This window comes from Paenibacillus sp. FSL M7-0802 (genome assembly GCF_038004945.1).
Taxonomy (GTDB): domain Bacteria; phylum Bacillota; class Bacilli; order Paenibacillales; family Paenibacillaceae; genus Paenibacillus; species Paenibacillus polymyxa_B.
The window spans coordinates 6,016,870-6,039,206 of sequence record NZ_JBBOSD010000001.1; the positions used below are offsets into that span (position 1 = coordinate 6,016,870).

Annotated in this window: 21 protein-coding genes and 1 rRNA gene; 3 read left to right on the forward strand and 19 right to left on the reverse strand. The window is 42.9% G+C overall.

Features of this window, described 5'->3' with window-relative positions; translation table 11 throughout:
* Positions 1-94: 94 nt before the first annotated feature.
* The 5 genes from MHB54_RS27355 to MHB54_RS27375 all read right to left on the reverse strand — a co-directional run bounded on the left by MHB54_RS27355 (position 95) and on the right by MHB54_RS27375 (position 4,135).
* Positions 95-640 (reverse strand): GNAT family N-acetyltransferase, encoded by a 546-nt coding sequence (locus MHB54_RS27355; protein WP_071558759.1) that lies wholly within the window; start codon positions 638-640, stop codon positions 95-97.
* Entirely contained in the window at positions 637-1,362 is a 726-nt protein-coding gene (locus MHB54_RS27360) for a YjjG family noncanonical pyrimidine nucleotidase (RefSeq protein ID WP_071558760.1), read from the reverse strand. Before MHB54_RS27360 ends, MHB54_RS27355 begins: the two co-directional genes overlap by 4 nt.
* Positions 1,363-1,634: 272 nt before the next feature.
* Positions 1,635-2,486 (reverse strand): alpha/beta fold hydrolase, encoded by an 852-nt coding sequence (locus MHB54_RS27365; protein WP_071558761.1) that lies wholly within the window; start codon positions 2,484-2,486, stop codon positions 1,635-1,637.
* Positions 2,487-2,760: 274 nt separating this feature from the next.
* Positions 2,761-2,877: ribosomal RNA gene (gene rrf, locus MHB54_RS27370) — 5S ribosomal RNA — on the reverse strand.
* Between the two features lie 97 nt (positions 2,878-2,974).
* Entirely contained in the window at positions 2,975-4,135 is a 1,161-nt protein-coding gene (locus MHB54_RS27375) for a trans-sulfuration enzyme family protein (protein ID WP_068939431.1), read from the reverse strand.
* A 234-nt stretch (positions 4,136-4,369) separates the two neighbouring features.
* Between MHB54_RS27375 and MHB54_RS27380 the strand changes: the two genes are divergently transcribed.
* The 3 genes from MHB54_RS27380 to MHB54_RS27390 are packed head-to-tail and all read left to right on the forward strand — an operon-like array spanning position 4,370 to position 8,340.
* Complete coding sequence (locus MHB54_RS27380) at positions 4,370-5,989, forward strand: spore germination protein (RefSeq protein ID WP_068939432.1); 1,620 nt, start codon at positions 4,370-4,372, stop codon at positions 5,987-5,989.
* Between the two features lie 9 nt (positions 5,990-5,998).
* Positions 5,999-7,201 (forward strand): Ger(x)C family spore germination protein, encoded by a 1,203-nt coding sequence (locus MHB54_RS27385; RefSeq protein ID WP_023988555.1) that lies wholly within the window; start codon positions 5,999-6,001, stop codon positions 7,199-7,201.
* A gap of 32 nt (positions 7,202-7,233) precedes the next feature.
* A complete protein-coding gene (locus MHB54_RS27390) occupies positions 7,234-8,340 on the forward strand; it encodes a GerAB/ArcD/ProY family transporter (protein WP_264453792.1) in 1,107 nt (368 codons plus the stop codon).
* Between the two features lie 113 nt (positions 8,341-8,453).
* On the opposite strand, the gene MHB54_RS27395 is transcribed toward MHB54_RS27390, so the two are convergent.
* The 14 genes from MHB54_RS27395 to MHB54_RS27460 form a co-directional block, all read right to left on the reverse strand.
* Positions 8,454-9,134, reverse strand: coding sequence for a YetF domain-containing protein (locus MHB54_RS27395; RefSeq protein ID WP_068939434.1), 681 nt, complete (start codon positions 9,132-9,134; stop codon positions 8,454-8,456).
* 287 nt (positions 9,135-9,421) lie between these two features.
* On the reverse strand, positions 9,422-9,688 hold the full coding sequence (locus tag MHB54_RS27400) for a metal-sensitive transcriptional regulator (protein ID WP_013310304.1): 267 nt from the start codon (positions 9,686-9,688) through the stop codon (positions 9,422-9,424).
* 76 nt (positions 9,689-9,764) lie between these two features.
* Positions 9,765-10,280 (reverse strand): DsrE/DsrF/DrsH-like family protein, encoded by a 516-nt coding sequence (locus MHB54_RS27405; RefSeq protein WP_049828400.1) that lies wholly within the window; start codon positions 10,278-10,280, stop codon positions 9,765-9,767.
* On the reverse strand, positions 10,277-10,867 hold the full coding sequence (locus MHB54_RS27410; protein ID WP_264453794.1) for a sulfurtransferase TusA family protein: 591 nt from the start codon (positions 10,865-10,867) through the stop codon (positions 10,277-10,279). Before MHB54_RS27410 ends, MHB54_RS27405 begins: the two co-directional genes overlap by 4 nt.
* A 213-nt stretch (positions 10,868-11,080) precedes the next feature.
* The gene (locus tag MHB54_RS27415) at positions 11,081-11,608 is read right to left on the reverse strand and encodes a TetR/AcrR family transcriptional regulator (protein ID WP_076161218.1); all 528 of its coding nucleotides are present in this window, start codon (positions 11,606-11,608) and stop codon (positions 11,081-11,083) included.
* A 150-nt stretch (positions 11,609-11,758) separates the two neighbouring features.
* Positions 11,759-12,454, reverse strand: a complete 696-nt coding sequence (locus MHB54_RS27420; protein WP_264453795.1) for a YjgB family protein — start codon at positions 12,452-12,454, stop codon at positions 11,759-11,761.
* Positions 12,455-12,574: 120 nt separating this feature from the next.
* On the reverse strand, positions 12,575-13,201 hold the full coding sequence (locus MHB54_RS27425) for an HXXEE domain-containing protein (protein WP_023988548.1): 627 nt from the start codon (positions 13,199-13,201) through the stop codon (positions 12,575-12,577).
* An 18-nt stretch (positions 13,202-13,219) separates the two neighbouring features.
* Positions 13,220-13,810 carry a TetR/AcrR family transcriptional regulator gene (locus MHB54_RS27430; protein ID WP_023988547.1) on the reverse strand — a complete coding sequence of 197 codons (591 nt, stop codon included), beginning with the start codon at positions 13,808-13,810 and terminating at the stop codon, positions 13,220-13,222.
* Positions 13,811-14,040: 230 nt separating this feature from the next.
* Positions 14,041-15,273 carry an aminopeptidase gene (locus tag MHB54_RS27435; RefSeq protein ID WP_076161231.1) on the reverse strand — a complete coding sequence of 411 codons (1,233 nt, stop codon included), beginning with the start codon at positions 15,271-15,273 and terminating at the stop codon, positions 14,041-14,043.
* Positions 15,274-15,320: 47 nt separating this feature from the next.
* A complete protein-coding gene (locus MHB54_RS27440; RefSeq protein WP_023988545.1) occupies positions 15,321-16,910 on the reverse strand; it encodes an acyl-CoA synthetase in 1,590 nt (529 codons plus the stop codon).
* Between the two features lie 177 nt (positions 16,911-17,087).
* Entirely contained in the window at positions 17,088-18,191 is a 1,104-nt protein-coding gene (locus MHB54_RS27445; RefSeq protein WP_023988544.1) for a hypothetical protein, read from the reverse strand.
* Between the two features lie 112 nt (positions 18,192-18,303).
* A complete protein-coding gene (locus MHB54_RS27450) occupies positions 18,304-20,331 on the reverse strand; it encodes a S9 family peptidase (protein ID WP_264453796.1) in 2,028 nt (675 codons plus the stop codon).
* 217 nt (positions 20,332-20,548) lie between these two features.
* Positions 20,549-21,667 (reverse strand): LLM class flavin-dependent oxidoreductase, encoded by a 1,119-nt coding sequence (locus MHB54_RS27455; RefSeq protein ID WP_023988542.1) that lies wholly within the window; start codon positions 21,665-21,667, stop codon positions 20,549-20,551.
* 57 nt (positions 21,668-21,724) lie between these two features.
* Positions 21,725-22,273: a GNAT family N-acetyltransferase gene (locus tag MHB54_RS27460; protein WP_023988541.1), complete on the reverse strand. Its 549-nt coding sequence runs from the start codon at positions 22,271-22,273 to the stop codon at positions 21,725-21,727.
* Between the last annotated feature and the right edge of the window lie 64 nt (positions 22,274-22,337).

Consider the following 22,337-nt stretch of genomic DNA (forward strand, 5'->3'; position numbering starts at 1 on the left):
ATTAAAACAAGGCAGGCCGATTTTCCGGCCTGCCTTGTTTTATAACTTTGGTCCTTGTAGATTAAAGACACACAAGAGATTGCCAAGCAATTGATCATTTAATAGCATCCTTGACTTTGATTCTCCATATCATATGATCAGAGCCTGCTCCCCAATAATCTTTTAATAAATAATCAGGAGTGCCAAATTTCTTTTTCCATATTTTCTGCGCAATACGATATCCACTATCTAAACAAAATTCTTCTACTCCTCTATTTTTCAGTGTCAGATACATTGATTTCAACAATAAATTCCCTACCCCAATCTTCTGGTAGTCAGGGTGAAGAAATACAGTTCCTACCTCGCACAAATTTTTAAATGTAGCATTGGTAGATTTACTTATTAGTTCACTTACTGGTCCATATTCAATAGAACCTATTATATGATTCCCATCTACAGCGATTAAGAAGTATCGTTGTTCACCGTGACTCTCAAAGTCACGTTCCAAATATACCCTCTTAGTCTCAATTTCCTCATCTATGTCTTCCAGCATATGACCAATGCCTTCTTTAGCAAACGTGTCTATAATCACAATTCTAAACAATTCATTTATCTTTTCGATGTCCTTAATTTCTGGCCTTCTGATTTCGACATTATTCATCTAATTTCAGCCGATGTACGATTCAGTACGAGACGCTTTGAAAGCACACGATTCGATAACTCCATCAGGCTTTTTATTTCATAAGTGGGTTGAATACCAGACGCGTTTGTTTTCCCAGCAGGGTTGAACCAGCAGGTATCGATTCCGTATTGGTTCCCTCCTTGAATATCCGAGGTCAAAGAATCACCGACCATGAGAACCTTACTTTTATCTGAAATGGCTAGCTTAGTAAATGCATAATCGAAAATACCAGCTTGTGGTTTTTGGCAACCCACTTCCTCTGAAATAATTACCTGCTCAAATACATCACGCAGCGGTGAAAGCTGAATTCTGGAGGTTTGCACCTCTTTGATTCCATTCGTAATAATCGCCAAACGACAATCAGACAGCATATCACATAATTCTACCGCTCCGTCCATCAAAAAAGCACCTTCACCCAAATAACGTAAATATGCTGCACTAAAGGCATTTGGATTGAAATCTAGATCATGAATAGTAAATAATCGCTTAAACCGTTCCACACGCAGTTGCGCTGAGGTAATGTGTCCTTCCTCTGCCTCTCGCCACAACGCGCCGTTGATTTCATCATAACTAGCTTTATACTCAGTGGCCCCTTGTGGCAAGCCAAATTGGGTAAACGTATTATGTAGCGCATGACTCTCTGCCTTTTTAAAATCAAACAGCGTGTCATCAACATCAAACAAAATAATTTCGTATTTCATTACAACCTCCATATCATTGCTTTACTAAATTGTTCAGTCCGCTTGATCCTTTGAGCTGTTCCAGATAGAAGTACAACGAAAAACTAACAATACATTATTACCTTTCGGTTATTATACAGAACCTAGTTAAGCCGTCAAGTCACTAATAACAAAGTCATAGTATTTTGTCATCAGTGCAAAAGGTAAATAACGCTCAATAAGAATGCCCGTAAAATGAAGGTGATCTCATTTTACGGGCCACTGAGCATCTAAGAGATGATTTAGCAAGAATCCTAGTGATCTTCATTAATCCATTTGGCTAATGTTTGATCAAAACAATGAGATTCTTCAAACATCGGGTTATGCCCACTATATTCAAAAATCACTTTTTTCACATTCTCGTAGGTGTCATCGACCCTATCCCATAATGAAACAGGTGCAACCAAATAATCATACCTTCCCAAACCAATAAATATGGGTTTATGGATATCCGCCAGGGATTGTATCAAATTCATGTTACCGAAAGCTTCTCCCCATAAATAATCAATGATAGGCATGTTCGTGTACACATCATTCCACGTGTAAGCCGCATCATAGGCATAATCATAAAAGCTTTGGGCTCCCATTCGTATACACATGTGAACAAATCTTCCATCAGGGTCTCTTTTGATATCTTCCTCTAATAAAACAATGTCCTTTTCAAAACGTTCCTTTCTTTCTGGACTCGCCGTTTCATAAAAGAATGAAGCGCTTTGCCTCTGTCTTTCCTGGCTGTTCGTAGGTGCTGAATTTAAAAGCACCACTTTTTGAACATAGTCCGGGTATTGTTTAGCATATTCCAAAGCCATAAAGGCATGCCCGGAATGGCCTAATATGATAAATTCGTTTAGATGAAGGCATTGTCTTGCTGTTTCTATATCATTAATAACTTTATCCAAAGTATAGTCTTCTAGTTTTAAAGCTCGAGTCGGTTTTGCAAACCCTCTATGATCCAGAAAAATAAACTGAAACTTTTTATATAAATGGTCTGAAAATAAGCGAGGATAATATACACTACTGCCGATCACCAATATCGGCCTTCCGTTACCTGTTATAGCATATTTCAGCTCAAATCCATCACTAATAACTGTTTGATAAGTGCTCATTTATAATCTCCTTTTCTTTTTTAAATCACTCCCTTTCCTTTGTGTAATTCCCTTGTATTCTCCATAGAACGTTCCAACACTTCAACTCACCTCAGAAAGTACAATTTTTATGAGAAAAGTTTAACATGTTTTTTTCAAAAACAAAACTGGTTTACTTTTGTCTTACTTGTCTTGACTTAAGGGATTCATACTTCATTTTTGACAAGCACATCTTTTTGGAAACAAAAAAACCGCGATAATCGCGGTTTTTTATGTAGAGGTCATACTTTTATTTGCTTGGCGACGTCCTACTCTCCCAGGACCCTGCGGTCCAAGTACCATCGGCGCTGGAGGGCTTAACGGTCGTGTTCGGGATGGGTACGTGTGGAACCCCTCCGCTATCGCCACCAAACATGAATTTACATCGTAAATTCTTCCGTATGGTTATTCGGTTCATCACTTATCGTGAGCTGCTTTCGCTTTTTTAGATAAAATACTGAAATGTTCGCTTAGCTTAAAGCTGTAGCCAAATCCTGTATCAAAAGTTCAGCAGGCTCATGCCCTACAGCCAGGCGGATAAGCGATTCAGGCATGTGTTGTTTTTTTAGACTCTGCTTATTGAAGCCGTAGTTTGGTGAGATCACCTGGCTCTCCATAGACCCCCAAGATACACCGATCCGGATCAGTCGCAGTTTATTGATCACTCTACATATATCCTCATAAGTCGAATCCTTTAGTTCAAAACTGAATAATCCAGCATACCCTTTGAGCTGTCTACATGCCAGCTTATGTTGTGGATGAGAAGGAAGTCCGGGATGATTCACTTTGGAAATGGACGGATGATCTGATAGAAAACGAGCAACCAACAGAGCATTCCTTTGATGGGCTTCCATACGGAGCGGGAGTGTTCTTAGACCCCGAATGAGTAGCCAGGCTTCAAAAGGAGCTAACGAGCCGCCAATCAACTCATACTCTTCAGCATACATACGGTTTATTATCTCTTTAGAAGCGATCACTGCCCCTGCAATTAAATCATTATGACCACCCAAGTACTTGGATGCGGAGTGAACAACGATATCTACGCCCCATTTCAATGGTTTTTGGAAAAGGGGTGTAGCCCATGAATTATCTATGATTGTACGTATACCCTTTGCTTTGGAAAGCGAAGTTAGCTCCTGAATATTTACCATATCGAATGTGAATGAGGTAGGAGACTCCATAAGAATAGCACGGGTCTGCGATTTGATGGCATCAGCAACTGCTTCCGTAGAAGTCGAATGTACGATTGTATAGTCTATATGGAACCTCTTTAAATATTGGGCTAGGCTGACGGAGGTTTCATATATGTGTCCGACCAGAATCAGATGGTCCCCTGCGGATAAGCTACACATTAGAGAGGCACTGATAGCAGCCATTCCGGAAGCAAAGCACTTGCAATCCGCCCCACCTTCCAGCGCAGCAATCATTTGCTCTGCAATCTGAACGGTAGGATTGGTTCCCCTCGAATAGACATAATGCTCCTTTTCATTATTAGCCGCTTCAGCATAATCTTCGTAAGTATCAAAGAAAAATGGAGCAGTCTCATAAATAGGAGGAGCAGCAGCCTTAGCAAAATACCCTAGTTCGTCCTCAAATCGGAGACAGATAAGCTGATCATCCGAGAAACTCAAACCTGATCACCACTTTCTAAAAAATTTCAAACCTATAAGAGGTAGTCTCCTCAATCCGGGACTCAAATATTCTATACGTCAAACTCTTCTAGACCCTATGCTGGTTGATTTGCGAAATCGGATAATTATGAGGCTTCCAAATGTCTTTCACTAAATATCCAATTCATAAAAATAGCGTATATTTTTGGGGTGCAGGGCAAAGATATGCTTTATCAATAAAGAGGGGGTTCACTTGTGTTGACACGTTGGATTAGAAATGTTCTGAAACCTGGAAAAAGGTACACACAGGATATCGAAAAATCTAAACAGCAGGCCTCTTCAAAACCCATAAATCCATCATTAGCACATACTCTATCAATACTAAAATTAAAACTCGGACAAAGCTCTGATTTTATCATTCGTGATTTTTCCGAAAGTCCTGTCCATGCTGGACATCTCGCCGTTTGTTATATCGAGGGGCTGATTGACCAAAACTTGCTTTCCGATTTAATGGAGGGCTTAATTACAGAGCCGGTCTTCGCAGCTTCTTTTAAGCTTGAAGAAAATACCGCAGTTTCGCTAATAAAGAGAACAATCCCGTCAGGAAATATTCAAATGATACACTCGCAAAATGAAATTTATCAATCCATCCTCTCCGGTAATGCTGTCATTGCTATCGATGGAAGTACATATGCCCTGACAGTTTCCATCGCCGGCGGAGTAAGACGAGCTATTCAGGAACCCAGTACTCAAACCGTAGTTCGGGGTCCTAAAGAAGGATTTACGGAGGATGTCTCAACCAACATCACACTGATTAGAAGAAAATTGCGGACACCTGACCTTAAGTTTGAAAGTCATATTATTGGGCGATATACACAAACTAAAGTTATATTAGCTTACATTGAAGGTGTCGCTAATCCAGAAGTCGTGCATGAAATTACTAAACGGCTTCAATCCATTGATACAGACAGTATACTTGAAAGTGGCTACATAGAAGAATTCATACAGGATGAACCACTTAGTCTCTTTCCCACCATGCTGAACTCAGAGCGTCCGGATACAGTCGCAGGAAGCCTTTTAGACGGACAAGTAGCTGTTCTGATTGATGGGACGCCATTTGCTCTGATTGCACCTGTAACCTTCTTTAATTTCTTTCAGACGGCTGAAGACTACTACCAGAGATATGACATTTCATCTTTTTTAAGGGCTCTTCGTGTGGTATCTTTTTTAATCACTTTGTTGCTCCCTTCTCTATTTATAGCCCTGACGACTTTTCAACAGGAAATGATCCCTACCACGCTGTTAATTACACTGATGGCTCAACGGGAAGGAACTCCTTTTCCCGCATTATTGGAAGCATTAATGATGGAATTGATGTTTGAAGTAATTCGTGAAGCCGGTGTGCGAATGCCTAGGGTCATCGGGCCAGCCGTTTCCATCGTAGGAGCTCTAGTTATCGGGCAGGCAGCGGTGCAAGCCGGACTGGTCTCAGGTGCAATGGTAATCGTTGTTGCCTTCACAGCTATATCGAACTTTGTGATCCCATATGTCACCTTGGCTTCAGCAGTCCGATTGTTGCGGTTTGCTCTTATGCTAATAGCGGGGGCTCTGGGCTTATTCGGTATTCTGATAGCGCTTATCCCCCTTTTAGTTCATCTTGTATCACTCAAATCATTTGGAGTTGATTATTTTATGCCCTACAGCCCCTCCTTTAAGTCCAATATGAAGGATCTTGTCATTAGAGTACCGTGGTGGGCTATGAAAACAAGACCAAATGGAAAATCAGCTTCCAACAAAACCAGACAGGCAACTCACCAATACCCTGCCATTTCAGATGAAATTAGAAATGATGACAAGTCTGATACCGAAAAATAGGAGAGATCAATGGTGAGCCAATTTAGAGTTAGTTACGTTCTGTGTATTGCAGGATTATTACTTACAGGGTGCGTGGATCGAACAGAATTGAATGAATTAGGCATCACAACAGCAACTGGAATTGATGGACATCAAGGCGACTGGATCAATACTTATCAAATCATCATTCCATCAGCTATGACGACTGGCTCAGGTGGTTCTTCCACGGGGGCATCGCAAAGCGCTGTACATACTTTTTCTACACATGGAAAAACACTAAGAGAGACCGTTACGAAGAGTAGTCTGGAATACCCACGTAAATTGTATTTTGCTCAAAATAATGTAATCGTTATTGGAAAAAAAGCAGCAGAACAAGGCATTGAAGAAATTATTGATATTTACCTCCGTAACCTTGATTCACGGGAAACTGTAAAAGTATTTATTGCCAACGGAGAGGCTCGTGATTATTTAAAAAAGCTTGTACCACCAGAGAAAATTCCCGGTCAAGCTTTAGAAAATATTATAGAAAAAAACAGAAGATATGGATCGATTTATCCATCCGTATCTATGTATGAATTTATTTCGAAAATTAGCTCCGATAGTGGTGCAGCCGGAGTTCCAGAAATATCTCTTGAGGGCTCCGAGCCGGAGAAACTAGATTCTGTTGATGTGTTCAAAGAAACATCCGCTAAAAGTAAACTTAAGTTGTCGGGCCTAAGCATTTTCCGGAAAGACAAGAGAGTCGGACACCTAAATGAAAAGGAAAGTATAGGGGTTTCATGGTTAAACAACCAGATTAAAAACACCACTATAAACTATGTGGATGGGAATGCTACGGCTGCTTTCCTCATCCGGAAGGCCAAGGTTAAGATTACGCCAATAAAGAACTTAAATCATTTTTACCTAAACGTTGACGTTAAAACTACCGGAGATCTTTTGTCAGCCTCTTCGCAAAGAGAAATGAAAAATATGCAAAGTATAGACCAATTGCAGAAGCAAGCAGCAGAAATTATCGAGTTGCAAATCCGGGAAGGCTGGAAAGCCTTACAGCAAAATAATATCGACCTTATTGGTATTGGGAATAAAATTCATCAGAAGAACCCAAAAGACTGGAAAAAAATAAAGGAAACGTGGCCTAAGGAGTTAGCAAACATGGATATAAAAATAAATGTAAAAATGAAACTTGCACGTCCAGGATTATTTGGAGAGTCTTTTAACGAGCTATTGAAATGAATGGAATAAACAGGCAGAGGTGAATTGAAGCAATGCGTCAAAATTCAATCCGAGTATCAGAGCTGATCGTTTGTATGTCTTTGTTTGAAGTTGGAAGTACAACTTTGTTTTTAATGGGAGCTGAAGCAAAGCAAGATGCTTGGTTAGTCATGTTGATAGGCGCCTTAGCAGGACTACTTCTGTTAATGCTCCATCTTGCTATCCATCATCAAGACCCTGAATTAGATTTGTTCATGTTGTTTCGCCGTTACATAGGAAAATATGTGGGTACAACGATTAACCTGCTTTTTGTGATGTACTTCACATATGAAGCTTCTCGGAGCTTACGCGATTTAGGCGAGGTGACAGTCCTGGCTTTGCTACGCCAAACCCCCTTGTGGCTCATCATGTTGATCACAATCATGGTTGTATCCAATACGATTCGTTACGGATACAAAGTATTGTTCCTATTTTCCTTATTCCTTTTCCCTTTTTTTGTACTTGGATATACTATAATTACTATACTAATTCCGGCAACCGGTCTCTTTCACTTTGAAAATTCTCTTCCGATTCTAGAGGAAGGATGGAAACCCATTTTTAAAGCCGCTATTCCTGAGCTTATCTCCTTTCCATTCGGACAGATTGTATTATTTCTTGTATTTTATCCGCTTGTACATAAAGACCGGAATCTCACAAAAACTGTGATCTTTGCCTATAGTATTACCGCCCTTTCTCTGATATTTATCAATCAATTGAATATTTTTGTTCTCGGACCTAAGATCGCCGTAGATAGTACACTTCCTCTGTTGGAAGCCGTTCAGTTGATTGAATTGGCGGATGTGTTCGAACGAATGGATGCCCTTTTCACCTTGCTTCTTTTTCTTGGATTGATCATCAAAATGTCCTTATTTTTTAATGGCGCCGTGATAGGACTTGAAAAAATAACTGGAGTCGGATTTAAAAAGTGGATTTTCCCCCTTGCAGCACTTATTTATGGGCTTTCTTCTTTGTCCCCTAACTTTACTCATCACATGGTAATCGGTCGAAAAATTGTAATTAATACTTGGTTCCCTATTTTTCAGATTGTACTCCCTTTGTTTCTGTTTACAGTTATTATTATTAAAAGAAGAAAAAAGACAAATAAACAGTCCTCTTCATGAGAAGATGGTAGTTCAATACCCCAAAGTTCTGCCTCTATCTCAGTAGCTACACCATACACGGTAAGAAGCGCAGAACTGTAGTAGCCTATCATTCAAATTTTATGATGCTTTTTCTATTTCATCGGCACGATGTGAAGTGTTCCATCCTCGCTAAACTCTGCGTAGGCGATTTCGTCGATACTATCATATCCCTGCTCGCGCACCTTTACTTTAATCTCTTCAATATCGATTGACTTCCCACGCATAGATTCGTTCAGGAGCTTTCCTTTATCAATGACTGTTACAGAAAAAAGGTCAGGCTGTGCATCTATTCCCATATCCTGAGCGGCGGGTGGCTCGTATTCGGGTTTGCGCATGACTGACAATGAACCATTCGTTTCTAACGTGGCGTACCAGACCTCACGAAGAGAAAAAATATTTTGCTGGCGTAGCATGGAGAGCAGCTGGGTAAATTCTATATCATATTTTTCAAGCATCTCTTGATTGACCTGGCCCTTATCCACGAGTAGCACTGTTCGACCTTCTGCCATATATCCAAATTTCACAAAACGGGTCGTCGCCTTTTCAAAAAAGTAGGCCAGCGCGCACCATAGTGCCAATGCAAACAAAAGCTGCCCAATGGTCACCTTATCGTCATATAACGTATTTCCCACAATTTCGCTTAACACCAATGATGTTAGGAAATCGAGTGGTGTTAACTGACTGAGTGTTTTTCGACCTGTAATAAAAGTAATGATCCACAAGCCAAAAAAGCTGATGATCAATTTGACACCAATCGTAACAAATACCTCCATAAATAGGCCTCCCGGAAGAAGTTGTTTTCCTTATGTGTTATTTACACCTGTCTACCTCAGCATAAACAGAGGGTTATTCCTAAAATGTCCGATTAAAAAAGCCCGCTACCAACTAGAGGCAGCGAACTTTAATTATGGCTAGTATATAATCTTAATCTCTCAGATGTTTATCAAAAAACTTCTTAACAACGTCCAATATATGTGGCTGGGTAAAGGCAGTATGCCAGCTCCCGTAATTTTGTACATAGTAACATCATTGCCCGCTAGCATGGACTCTGGAGACATGATTATCTACTTTTCACAAGAAGCTGAATCGCTTCTTTAACCAGCTTATCCGTGTCTCCTCCTGCCTCTTGCTCTTCCAATATACATCGTTGCAGATTCTCTGCTACAATTTGGGCAATCGCTTTATCTGATGCGTTACGTACGGCAGATAACTGGCTAACGACGTCTTTGCACGATTTACCTTCATCCATTAAACGAAGTACCCCACGTACCTGTCCCTCAATCCTCCTCAGGCGCGTTTTCAGTTCATCACTGTAATTGTAATCCATAAGTAATGCACTCCTTTTTTGACTTACCATATACACGTATAGGTATATTATAAACCAAAAAAATAAATAGGATACCCTAAATAAATAGATTCACCTTCCCCTGCGAAGCATCCCCCAAGTAGGCGGCTACTCCAGCATATTCCAAACCGTCGATTAGCTCTTCTTGCTGCAGTCCTAACAAATCCATGGTCATGGTACAGGCGACGAGCTTGATCCCCTGCTCTCGTGCCAACTCTATAAGCTGCGGCAAGGAAAGCGCATTGTGCTTTTTCATGACATGCTTGATCATCTGTGGACCGAGTCCGGCAAAATTCATTTTGGATAGTGCAAGCTTTTTGGGTCCACGAGGCATGATCCAGCCAAAGGCTTTTTCGAGCATTCCCTTATTGGTGCTCACGATTTCATCCTTGCGCAGCGTATTTAGCCCCCAAAAAGTAAAGAAAATAGTTACTTCATGATCATATGCTGCCGCTCCATTCGCAATAATGAATGCAGCAATCGCCTTATCCAGCTCCCCGCTGAATAATACAATCGTTGTTTTGGACTGAACATGTTCTTGATTATTTGTATAAATTCCTGCTGTTGTACTCATATGGATTCGCTTCCCTTAGTTTCTCCAGCCCATTCGGATATGCCTGAAAGCACAGATTTGACTTTTTTAGCGCCTTTGGAAACTAAGAACTGACAAGCCATTTCACTGCGTGCTCCAGCTTGGCAAATCACTGCGATCTCTTCTTCCAAGTTCAGCTCAGAAAGTCTGTTCTCCAGTTCGCCAAGAGGGATGTGCTTAGATCCAGGGATATGTTTAAGCGCAAATTCAGCGGGTTCACGAACATCAAGCAAAATGAAGTTCTCTTTTCCAGAATATTTTGCTTGTAGCTCTTCATGGCTTATCGTAGAAGAAAATATTTGCTCCTTCTTCACTTCAGCCGGATTTGCTTTGCGTAAATAATGTCGCATTACATCTCCTTCTTGGAGGGTGCCCAAATATTGATGTCCGGTGTTTTTAGCCCAGCTCTGAAAATCGGCTAATGAACCTTTGTCAGTCGCCTGAACCTCTATAATCTTTCCGGGAACGAGCTCATTCATAGCCTTTTTTGTTTTTACAATAGGCATAGGACAAGCTAGCCCTTTGCAATCAAGAATATGATCTGCTTGGATATTGTTAGTTGATGACATTCTATAACCTCCGTCTTTTTTTTGAGGGGACTTAGTTTAGTTAAATCTCTTTATACATATACCCCTATGGGTATTAGAATAACGAGACTCGCTTCTCTTGTCAACTTATTTGGCCGTTTTTTCTCAGAAGCAAATGAAATCATGTCTTGAACAAAATAAAATTAAAAGCAAAAAAAGCCGCGCAAAAACGCGACTCTAATGCATAAACCAAAATTAATCGTCTTTTTTCATCAGTTCTGGTAGATCCAGCGACATCGAAATATTACACAGCATACCTCTGGAGAGAAAAAGCATCGTTCTTTCCATTGCTTGTTCAATACCTGCCCGTCGGAAAGCATCATAAACCGTCGTATGAATTTCACGGAATCCTTGCTGCATCACGCTTACAACCTCATCCTCGCGGATCGTCTGCGCCTGCATTTGCAAAAGTGTTTCATTGCGGTATTCCATCATAATTTGCGAATAGGCTGCAATTAGCTCTTGCTCGAGCTGTTCAGATGAGGCCGAATGAATAACTCTGTGAAAAGAGTCTATGATACGTGCAAATGAAACCTTCAAGGCTTCAACAAGCAACGCTTCCTTGGTAGCGAAAAAACGAAAGACATAGGGCTGAGAAATATTGGCCCGTTCCGCAACTTTGGCTGTTGTAGCTCGGTAGTAGCCCATCTCTGCAAACACTTCAATGGCAGCAGATATGATTTCCTTTTGGCGATTTATAGATGTTGACGTAGCTTTAGCCATATTTTTTTCATCCTTTAATTTAGCACAGTTTTCTGATTAGTGATTAATCAATTACAAATCAGTATAAACGACATAACCTAAAAATGCAATGAGTTTGAACAAAGTCGCCTCCGCAATTCTGACGGAAACGACTCTGTTATATACATCCAATTATGGCGTCTTAGAGTTAAAATATAATCGGATATAATTGACCTTTTGCGTTTTGGTTTGATAGGAAAATACTAAATAATAACTAAGTCCTGATGTGTTATTGATCGTATAATTAGCTTCTGCTGTGTCAGGTATGTCTCTAGAGGTGTCAACGGTTTCCGTAGGTTGGCCCAATTCGTCAACAACTTGTTTGATAAGCAACTTCTTATAGTCTGGATCGGAAGATGTGATTTCTGTAACTTTATCGCTTCCATCCAGCACGATGTCTGTATGATACTTAGCGTAGCTTCTCATAGGACCTGTAGAACCTGACTCAGATTTCCCCCACAGCTCAAATAACAGATCGCTGCTAGTTCCCAAGCCAAGACCTTTAGGCAAATTCGGTAAGGTCCCCTGCTTGGCTGCGCTGAATAAAGCGGCTGCGGAGCTGTGTTTACTGTGAGATGAAGCTGTACTACTGGCAGGTTCTTGATGGGTAGAGGTTGAGCCTTGACCATTAGTATTGAGATCCGTGTTTTGATCTGTAGAACTAGCAGGTGATTTGACTGTTTCTGCTTTAGTAGGAGCAGTTGATTTTGCTTCCCCGCTATTGCTGCATCCTGTCATCACAGCAAAACCTATAGCCAAGAAAGCACTAGTGGTGATTAGCTTGCAAGCCAATTTTTTACGATCATGAGATTGATGTATATGCTTCATTATAAGATCACTCTTTCCTTGTTCATGGGTACAAAGCAAGTGTAACCGAACCTCGTTTCCAGAATACCTCTACTTGTATCCAACTTGTAAACAAGGAAATTGATGATTTTCTAACATACCCTATTTACGACCGTAAGCTCCCAGCTGTTGTTTAGAAAAGGAGTAAGGAGAGTCACTCTTCTTCAACCATATATTCCCTTTAATGATGAAGATGTATACAGCAAAAACAAAGTAGATCGTACCCGCAATCCAGTCTATTGCCGTTGGGATGTCTCGCTGTACTATTTCATGAATATACCAGATTCCGACTGGAACATGCAGGAGAAGTGCCGTAAACAAGCCAGGATTATATAAGGTTTTTGCTTTAATATTGACAACGATACCGTGCCAAACGACCTGAAAGAATCCCATAAAAATTGGTGCGAGTCCAAGCCAGACTACTTGCGGGAACCATACGGGGAGCAGATAAAACACGTAGGCAATTGCTACATTGATAATCATCGCTGATTGAGTGTTTAAGGGGTAATGATCCGGTGTATCACTTTTAAACATAACATTATTAAATAAACCAGCAAAATATCCAGGCCAGCGGTACTCCTCAAATTGATGAAATAATATAGCTACAAAACTCAACCATAACATGCCTGTTATATCCGAAAGGATAGCTGGATTCATAAGTAAAACAATACATACAACCACACCGATTATAGCCCCTGCATCTTGCCAATATTTTCTTAAAAAATTCATATTAGTCACCCCTATGATTTATTTTTGATCAAAATATCTTTCGAACAGCAGATTTAATTGTTCCTCTATTGAAGGTATTTCCACAACTGCCCCTGATTCAAGAATCGGACTCATCAGTGCAGGCAGAAAAATAGCTCCAAATATTTGCAGCATCATCGCTAACAAGCGCTCCGGCTGTTGCTCACCTGTCAGCTCCTTGATCGTGCTCTGAACCTTTGGAAATCCCATGATGTTTAAAAACCTTCCGTATTCCTGTTGAGATGTAAAGGGCGTGCTGCCCATGGCAATAATTCGCGAAAGAAGCTCTGGATATTGACGAATGACCTGTAGATAGTTAAGTAAAAATTGTTTCAGTCTATCTTGGGGGGGCATCGCTGTATTGTCCAAAATAGAAAAGGTGTGCTGAAAGCCATTTAATATCACTTCAATAGCTTCACTGAGCAGATTTTCCTTGGAGCCAAAATAATAATTAACTAAAGAAATATTAGTAGCAGATAGGTCGGCAATTTTTCTGATTGTAACCGCTTCAAAACCTTCCTTTTGAATAAATTCCAGCGTAGCGTCTAAGATTTTTTCTTTGGTTTGTTGTTTTTTGTCTGGGTGATTCATGTTTTTCCTCCTCCTGTTTCGTCCAATCATAACGGATGAATGAAATGGGACGATTTTATGTAAATGACTTTTCAAACAATAATTAAAACGTTGTTTAAATTACTGTTTGAACTCAGTTTAGCACTTTATATTTCACAAAACAAGGAGCAATTTGAGATTTAGGGAATAGAAAAACCCGCATAACGAATGAGATCGTTTGCGGGTCGATTGAATGGAGATTGAAAAAAGGCCTAAATAGCCCAATTTCCTTTGCGGAACACGGCTTCTTTGCTTCCGTCTTGCAATTCGCCGTCAATATCCAGTTCAGCTGAGCCGATCATGAAGTCCACATGAGTCAGGCTGACATTGGCACCGTTCTGGAGCAGCTCCTCCCGGTTCATTTGTGTCCCATTTTCCATATTAAATGGATACGCACTGCCTAGAGCCAAGTGGCAGGAGGCATTTTCGTCGATACCTGTATTGTAAAAAATGCGATTGAGATTGGAAATCGGTGAATCGTGCGGCACCAGTGCAACTTCTCCCAAATAGCTGGCCCCTTCATCCGTAGCGAGCAAATGAGTCAGATGCTGCTCGCCGGATTCTGCTGTATATTCAGTGACTTTACCGTCCTTAAAGGTAAACGTTATGCGATCCACCAGTTGTCCATTTAAATTGAGTGGCATTGTACTTGTGACATGACCATTCACACCTGTACGCTTAGGCATCGTGAACACTTCTTCTGTCGGCATATTCGCGACAAAATAATCTCCGTGCTCGTTCTCACCACCACCGCTGCGCCAAATATGCCCGTCAGCCAGTTCAATTCTCAAATCTGTTCCTGGTGCACGATAATGGAGGCTTTTATACTTTTTATGATTCAGCTTGTCTTGTACCTGTTCAAGGTTTTTCAAATGTTTCTGCCAATTCTGAATAGGATCAGAGCCATCTACACGATTCATTTGGAAGATTGTATCCCACATGACACGTATACGATCCTCTTCTGCTACATCTGCAAATACTTTATCGGCCCAAGCCTTCGTCGGCGCTTTAATCAAACACCAGCTAATTTTATGATTTCGGGTATATTTAGAAAAACCTTCTCTCGCCGTAGCTGCCGCCTTAGTCGCACGAGATACCTTTTGTGGATCAATGCCTTGATATAAATCCGGGTTCGGTACTTTAATCGTTAGTGTGGCTCCACCCTCTTCGGCAAATTTCTCCATCATTTCTGCCTTCCAAGCAGGGTAGTAATCAAAGCTGGCTTCGTCACCATGTTCAAAACGACTACGTGTAATGAAATCATCCTCGAACTCTACCTGTACATATTTAGCGCCTGCTTCATAGGCTTTGCTGACAATCAGGCGTGTAAACTCAACAGTTTCCAGTGGTGCAGTTACCAAAAACACCTGTCCGGGCTGAATGTTAACCCCTACTCTTACGACCAGTTCTGCGTATTGCTCCAACAATGATTCAAATGTACTCATTTTTCCACGCTCCTGTTCCGTTTTGATTATATTGAATGATTTCATCACTACAGTACGGATTGCTTCTCCATTTCACGCAGCTCCACTCTTCGTATTTTGCCCGAACTAGTTTTAGGAAGCTCTTGAATAAACTCTATTTTGCGTGGATATTTATAAGGCGCCGTCCATGTTTTCACATGATGTTGCAGTTCCTTCACTAACGCCGGTGATCCTTCTACCCCAGCTTTGAGTACGACAAAAGCCTTTACAACATGTCCACGAATTTCGTCAGGGCTGGCTACGGCAGCACATTCCTGCACGGAGTCATGCTTCATAAGCGCTTCCTCTACTTCAAAAGGACCAATGGTATAGCCAGAACTGATAATGATATCATCCCCACGTCCTTCGAACCAGAAATATCCATCCTCGTCTTTGCGAGCCCGGTCTCCCGTAACAAAATAATCTCCGTGGACACTAACTAATTTGCGTTCTGGATCATGGTAATACGTATGGAATAATGCCGGCAGATCAGCGCGTACCGCAATATCGCCCACTTGTCCCGGAGCCAACGGAATGCCATCCTCGTCTACGACCTCAACGAGTCCCGGTGCAATAGATTTGCCCATCGAGCCTGTGCGCAGAGGTGCATCCTTTAAATTACCAATAATTAATGTGCTCTCTGTTTGACCGTAGCCGTCACGAATCGTAATGTTGAACTGCTCCTGAAACTTATTAATGACCTCCTGATTGAGAGGCTCTCCCGCAGAAACTGCGCTGCGCAATTGGGATAGATCATATTGATCCAAACCATCCGTTTTCGCCATAATCCGGTATTCTGTCGGCGTACAGCACAACACTTGGATTCCGTACTGCTGCATGAACTGCAAATAGCGACCCGGACGAAACGGACCATTATATACGAATCCGGTCGCTCCATTTCCTAGTACGGATAAAAACGGACTCCAAATCCACTTTTGCCATCCCGGTGCAGCTGTAGCCCATACTATATCTGAAGCTTGAATATCCAACCATGGTGATGTTATCCGCAGATGAGCATATCCCCAGCCATGGCTATGTACAACACCTTTAGGATTTCCTGTGGTGCCGGAAGTATAGGCCAGAATGGCCATGTCGTCACGGTGCGTCTTCACAGCTTCAAAAGTATCTTCCTGTCCATCCATCAGCTCATTCAGCACGAGCCAGCCAGATACATCTGCCGTGTCGTCCCCGGAGACCACGATGCGATAATCCAGAGCAGGCAAATCATCATTTATTTTGTCCACTTCGCTTGTTACTCCGGTCCAGGCAATGACTGCGCGCGCTTCTGAATGGCGAAGACGAAATGCAATATCCTTGGCACGTAGCATTTCTGAAGATGGAATGACAGCAAGCCCAAGTTTCAAGCAGGCCAGATAAATTACATACGCAATAATACGCCGTGGTACTACGACCAGAACTCTGTCACCTTTGTTAAATCCCAGATTTGCGAGTCCTCCAGCCAGTCGGTTAGCCTTTTTCAACAGCTCTCCATAGGTGATTTCTTCGTATTCTCCTGTCTCACTCAGCCACTTGAGTGCGGTTTTACCAGCATCATGGTGTTCCATTTCCGAAGTCATATTGTAATATTCAGGCGCAAGCCATTGTTGTTGATCTGTCAAATTATACCTTCCCCTTTATACATAAGATGAGATCCACTTTCTTACTGTAGTATAACACGTCTTAGTACCAGGTTCTAATACCAGAATCATTTTTTTGGAAAAAAATAAATTTGGTAAAGCGAACGACAAAAAGAAAGAGCCTAATTACAGGCTCTTTTTCTTCACTACTATCGTGATTTACAACTGGAGTTCTACCACTGTAGAAGCCGCTTCCTGACCGTTTACGAGCAGTGCAATCCGGTGCGCTCCCGCATAATGGCGACGAGTTGTCAGGTCTGCAAAACGGTGTGTCCGTGTACCTGTAAGATGGGTTCCTCCGGGGACCGTTTTGTCAGATAGCAAAAACAGTTTACGTGAGACTTGTCCTCTCGCCTTCACAAAGTCGATGCCGTACTCGATGCGGACTCGTACCGGGTCACCTTCACGAAGCTGAAGCGCGTAGCTCAACTCACAGCTATCACCAAGCTTTAGCATGGCAGGGTCTGTGGTGAAAGAGGCTCCCGTGACTAACGGCGCCCCGTCTGTTTCATCCGCATAGCCGAACATTGCCATCACTTCGGGGATGGATTTGCGAATCAGGGTCCGACAGCCATGACGCACAATCCAGTCGGTGTCAGGATGTGTTCCTTTCCACCGTTGAGCCGTGGCAATGACCACATCAGGATGATCCTTGGCAATATCGTTCAGGTTGTTGGCTACACTTTTACGTACATATAGTGATGGATCGGCCTTCAGTAGTTCCAATACGGCCAATACTGGAGCAGGATCGCGTTTAAACACAGGCAACGCCTGTCCCCAGGGTAGCCGTGGACGACAGCCTTCGCTGGCAAGTCGGCGGACGTGTTCACTTTGTTGTCCGGCCCAGGTCGTCATCTGCCGCATCATCCGTTCCGGTTCACGCAGAAGGAAGGGTCTCACGGCGAACTCCGCAGAGGACTTAGAGGTGAATCGCTCCAGTGCCTTCATGGACAGTTCCCAATGCTCTTCTCCCTGCCCATACACCTCCACAAAATCGGGGAAAAACAAGTATGGAAAACCACTGCAATGCTCGTCTATAGCAAAAAGAATATCCAGAGCTTCTTCATATTTACTGGGCAAAAATGCCCCTAATGTTAACGAAATACGTCGTATTCGTTCTTTTAGCTCCAGTTCATCCCATTTTTCATCCATCACTTGATGGATGAATCCGTTGGTATCGAACGGCCTGTACGCAGACTGTACTTTTTCACCGAATAGTTGAAGAAAATTCTCCGTGTACATATTTTTTAAGGGCTCGGCCATTATATATCTCCTTTTGTATGAGGTTGAGAGAATTGTAGCAAGGCATACTAAAAATGCCAAGTCCTATGGTTAGGACCTGACATTTTTACATTAATACAAGAAATCGATTTACTTATAATTCGTGTTGGGCAAACCAATTGGTAATACGTTGCAGTCGTTCCACGCGAAGCTGCGGGTGCCCTTTTCGTGAAAGCTCGTGACTTGAAGCTGGAAAACGGACAAATTGCGTAGGTTTCCCCAAGCGACGTAATGCTGTAAACAGCTGCTCTCCCTGCTCTATAGGACATCGCAGATCCTGCTCCCCGTGCAATATGAGCAGCGGTGTATTGATTTGCTGCACATAAGCCAGCGGAGATTGCTTCCATAAGAGCTCGCAATCGTCCCACGGATTCCCGCCGACTTCATCTTCAGTAAACGAGTACCCTATGTCACTCACCCCATACATTGACAGCCAGTTAGATATGGAGCGCTGGGTTACAGCTGCGCGGAAACGATCGGTATGGCCGACAATCCAGTTTGTCATAAATCCACCATAGCTGCCCCCTGTTACACCCAGCCTTTCCGGATGAATGAATGGGAACTGACGTATAGCCTCGTCCACTGCACTCAACAGATCGGTGTAATCGTGTCCGCCGTAATCTCCAAGGACGACATTGGTGAAAGACTGTCCATACCCTCGGCTTCCTCCCGGATTCGTGTAGATGACTGTATACCCCTGAGCGGCCAGCAACTGAAATTCATGAAAAAAAGAATTGGAATACATGGCATGAGGACCACCGTGAATCTCCAAAATAGCAGGATAGGATACCCCCTCCTTAAACCCAGCAGGCTTCATCACCCATCCCTGCACCCGTCGTCCATCCTCAACCTCAGTCCAGAAGCTCTCAGGCACACTGATCTCAATCTCATCAAGCAGAGAATCATTCACTCGTGTCAGCCGTTCCTCAGTTCCTGAATGAATCGCAATCTGGAATAAATCACCTGGTAAAGCTACATCGGTGGAGGCGGCAATGATATGCTGCTCATCCGAAGTAAGCTCGAATTGGTAAATTTCCCGCTCTCCTTGGGTTAAAATTTTAAAAGTCCTATCAAGCGCAAACTGATATACGTGCACATTTCCTTCATGGGTAACCAGCGTATACAGAGATTGGCCGTCCGCACTGAAGCGTGGTGGTCCTACATGAAGATGTGAACGCATGTCGCTCATACCCGCATTACCGAGGTGAGCGTCAAGCGTCTCACTAACGCATACTGCCGTCCCCCCACTGGAAGGAACCGTGTACAGTCGGGTCTGAGTAGCGCCTTTGGCATGTCGATCATGACCGTAAAAGGCAATCGTTGAACCGTCAGGAGAATAAGCAGCACTCTCGATGTGCAGTTCAGAATGGGTCAGCTTAAGCGGTGCTGCTGCATCACCATTTGAAGTTGCAGGAGCTATCGTAAACAAATCATTCTGCTTACGTAAATCCGTATCCTCTTTCGAATGCTCTGCTATTCTGGCGACGAATAAAATACGTTGACCATCCGGTGACCACACAGGCTCCGCCACATCATAAGCGCCGGAAGTCAGTTGAACTGTGTGCCCCGAAGTCACATCAGTTACATACAAGTGATCACGAGTATCATCCCACAGTCCATATCCGTCGGATTTAGCTTTCGTTCGATTAACGACTCGTCCCTTAAGTTGTGCCTCCTGAGTTCCTCCATCGGATGTAGGGCTTGACGGGTTCTCGGCCGTTTTAGCTACAAACGATATGCAAGTCCCATCAGGAGACCAGGCTAATGAACGAACATTGTTCTCTACGTGTGTAAGCTGTCGTGCCTCCCCTCCGCGTTCTGGAATAATCCACACCTGGCGCTTGCCGTCTGTTGTACGGAGAAAAGCTAGTTGTGATCCATCTGGTGACCAGACAGGCGTTTCATCTTTCGGTCCGTATGTAAAGGGTAATGCGCTAGCGCCTTCGGACGATAATAGCCAAATTCCTGAGTTATAATCTGTCCACTCTTTATTAATATACTGTTCTACGTAAGCGATTTCACCACTAATAGGATGAATAGCTGGATCGCTAACCCAGTGAAGTCGATATAAATCCTCGGCTGTTATACAGCGCTTGGTCGTACTAGATTGTGAGTCGCTCAAAAAAATTCCTCCTTTATATCATTAGATTCCACATCTTTAAATTTTAATTAATCCGATTAATTTTATGCGATTTAAATGAATATACAAATTACGTTACTCTTTTTATTTATCTCTGTCAATTTGTCTAAAACTAAAAAGACCCTCTCTCAGTCGCTATCGACCCGAAAACACCGCTACTTCGGTTGCTTTCATGAGAGAGGGTAACGTTATTCATCAATCACAATTGGAAAATAGGAGAAATGGAGGGAGCCCCATTAGGAATAGCAGCCAGTGATCCATTTTCTTTGTGTAGGTTCGGCACCTGCTGCCAAATAGTGCTGGGAATCTCTCGCCGCAGCACAGGAATGATATCCTCGGCAAACCGATGCAGCTGTTCAAGCTGCTCCTGCTCTCCCAGCCCATCCACGCTTATGCTGAGTACCTGATGGCCGAACGCAGTATAATAGTTCCGTATTTTTTCGAGAACGCTGTCCGCAGAACCAATCAGAACTGGACCGTTGCGGATGTTATCCTCCAAACTTGTAAACGGGGATTGATTATGCTGAGCCGCCGCCGTCGAGTGGTAAGCATCATAATACGGGCGATAGCGTCTGATCGCTTCCTCGTCTGTATCCGCCAGATACAAGCTCCCGGCTCCGGCACCAATTACAGCCTGAGCCGGGTCATGACCGTAATAAGCCAGCCGTTCACGGTAATGATCAATTAAGCCTTTATACTTGGCCTGAGGATGGAAAGAATTTGAGGAAAATAACGGCTCTCCATATTGTGCAGCCAGCTCCGTCGATAATGTACTGGAGGCACTTCCATGCCATATCGGAATTTGCTGTTGATACGGGCGTGGCTGTGTCGTGACCTGATACAGCGGGGGCCGATAGTTGCCCTTCCACGTAACCTCTTCCTCGCTCCATAGCCGTTTGAGCAGACGATAGCGTTCTGCTAACGATTCCCACTGCTCTTCCTCCGTAATTCCAAACAACGGATAATGGCGTGGATCATTGCCTTTTCCGATAATCAGTTCTAATCTTCCGCCCGATAAATGATCCAATGTCGCATAATCCTCAGCTACGCGTACCGGGTCAAGAATACTAAGCACCGTTACCATCGTCAGCAGACGAATCCGTTCAGTTCTCGCTGCTATAGCGGTCAGAACGAGTGGAGGTGAAGACGACAAAAAAGGCGCACCATGCCGCTCCCCCACACCATACGCATCAAAACCAAGCTCCTCTGCGAGCACAGCCTGCTTAATTACATTTTGGAATTTTTGCTGCGAACTCCAGGCTTCTCCGGTAATCGCATTAGGCAGATTAGCCATTAGGCTGAACAATACAAACTTCATTCGCTCCTGCCCCCTTTCTGCGAACGAATCGGCTTCTTCCGTTCCCTATGATCGCGTCTAATTTCGGTTAGCTGTCTCGGCTTCATTTTTTTCACGAATGTAGGTGGAGAATAATTCAGGATTCACCACTTTACGCAGTAAATGCATCGTCCCGTCCCCTGTTCCATGGTCAAAAGCATGGATACGTTCATACCCCCAACGCTCGTACATGGATAGCAAATAGGGATGCTTTTCCGCAGTCGCCAGTGTCACAGCAGGAGCACCGACCTTGTCACGAATAATCGTTTGCTCTACCCAATTCAGCAGTTTTTTCCCATATCCTTTGCCCTGGGCAGCCGGGTCTACAGCAAACCACATCACAAACGGTAGATCGGTTATAAAATTAAGGGCTCTATTTTTGAGATGGCTAACGGTAGCCTGAATGACACCGTCTACTTCCAGCACATAGCAATCATTATTTTTAATGTTTTCTTGAATGAGAGCAACATCTGCCTGAGCGGCAGGCCATCGAAGCTCCAACTGCCGAATTGTTTCATACGCCTCATACGTCACATACTGCAATCTTTCTGCATCCTCTTGGAGTGCCAGACGATAGATTTCACTCATACTAACCCGCCTTCCTATAGTATTATTATAATGCTCGTGAATCACCAAAATAATTAATCCTATC

Coding starts and splice junctions, on each gene's coding strand:
- MHB54_RS27400 (WP_013310304.1), bottom strand. CDS start 9,688: ATGGATTACAATTACAGTGATGAACTGAAAACGCGCCTGAGGAGGATT.
- MHB54_RS27460 (WP_023988541.1), bottom strand. CDS start 22,273: ATGAGTGAAATCTATCGTCTGGCACTCCAAGAGGATGCAGAAAGATTG.
- MHB54_RS27410 (WP_264453794.1), bottom strand. CDS start 10,867: ATGTCATCAACTAACAATATCCAAGCAGATCATATTCTTGATTGCAAA.
- MHB54_RS27430 (WP_023988547.1), bottom strand. CDS start 13,810: ATGAATCACCCAGACAAAAAACAACAAACCAAAGAAAAAATCTTAGAC.
- MHB54_RS27445 (WP_023988544.1), bottom strand. CDS start 18,191: ATGGCCGAGCCCTTAAAAAATATGTACACGGAGAATTTTCTTCAACTA.
- MHB54_RS27395 (WP_068939434.1), bottom strand. CDS start 9,134: ATGGAGGTATTTGTTACGATTGGTGTCAAATTGATCATCAGCTTTTTT.
- MHB54_RS27455 (WP_023988542.1), bottom strand. CDS start 21,667: ATGAAGTTTGTATTGTTCAGCCTAATGGCTAATCTGCCTAATGCGATT.
- MHB54_RS27435 (WP_076161231.1), bottom strand. CDS start 15,273: ATGAGTACATTTGAATCATTGTTGGAGCAATACGCAGAACTGGTCGTA.
- MHB54_RS27390 (WP_264453792.1), top strand. CDS start 7,234: ATGCGTCAAAATTCAATCCGAGTATCAGAGCTGATCGTTTGTATGTCT.
- MHB54_RS27425 (WP_023988548.1), bottom strand. CDS start 13,201: ATGAATTTTTTAAGAAAATATTGGCAAGATGCAGGGGCTATAATCGGT.
- MHB54_RS27385 (WP_023988555.1), top strand. CDS start 5,999: ATGGTGAGCCAATTTAGAGTTAGTTACGTTCTGTGTATTGCAGGATTA.
- MHB54_RS27420 (WP_264453795.1), bottom strand. CDS start 12,454: ATGAAGCATATACATCAATCTCATGATCGTAAAAAATTGGCTTGCAAG.
- MHB54_RS27355 (WP_071558759.1), bottom strand. CDS start 640: ATGAATAATGTCGAAATCAGAAGGCCAGAAATTAAGGACATCGAAAAG.
- MHB54_RS27405 (WP_049828400.1), bottom strand. CDS start 10,280: ATGAGTACAACAGCAGGAATTTATACAAATAATCAAGAACATGTTCAG.
- MHB54_RS27415 (WP_076161218.1), bottom strand. CDS start 11,608: ATGGCTAAAGCTACGTCAACATCTATAAATCGCCAAAAGGAAATCATA.
- MHB54_RS27365 (WP_071558761.1), bottom strand. CDS start 2,486: ATGAGCACTTATCAAACAGTTATTAGTGATGGATTTGAGCTGAAATAT.
- MHB54_RS27360 (WP_071558760.1), bottom strand. CDS start 1,362: ATGAAATACGAAATTATTTTGTTTGATGTTGATGACACGCTGTTTGAT.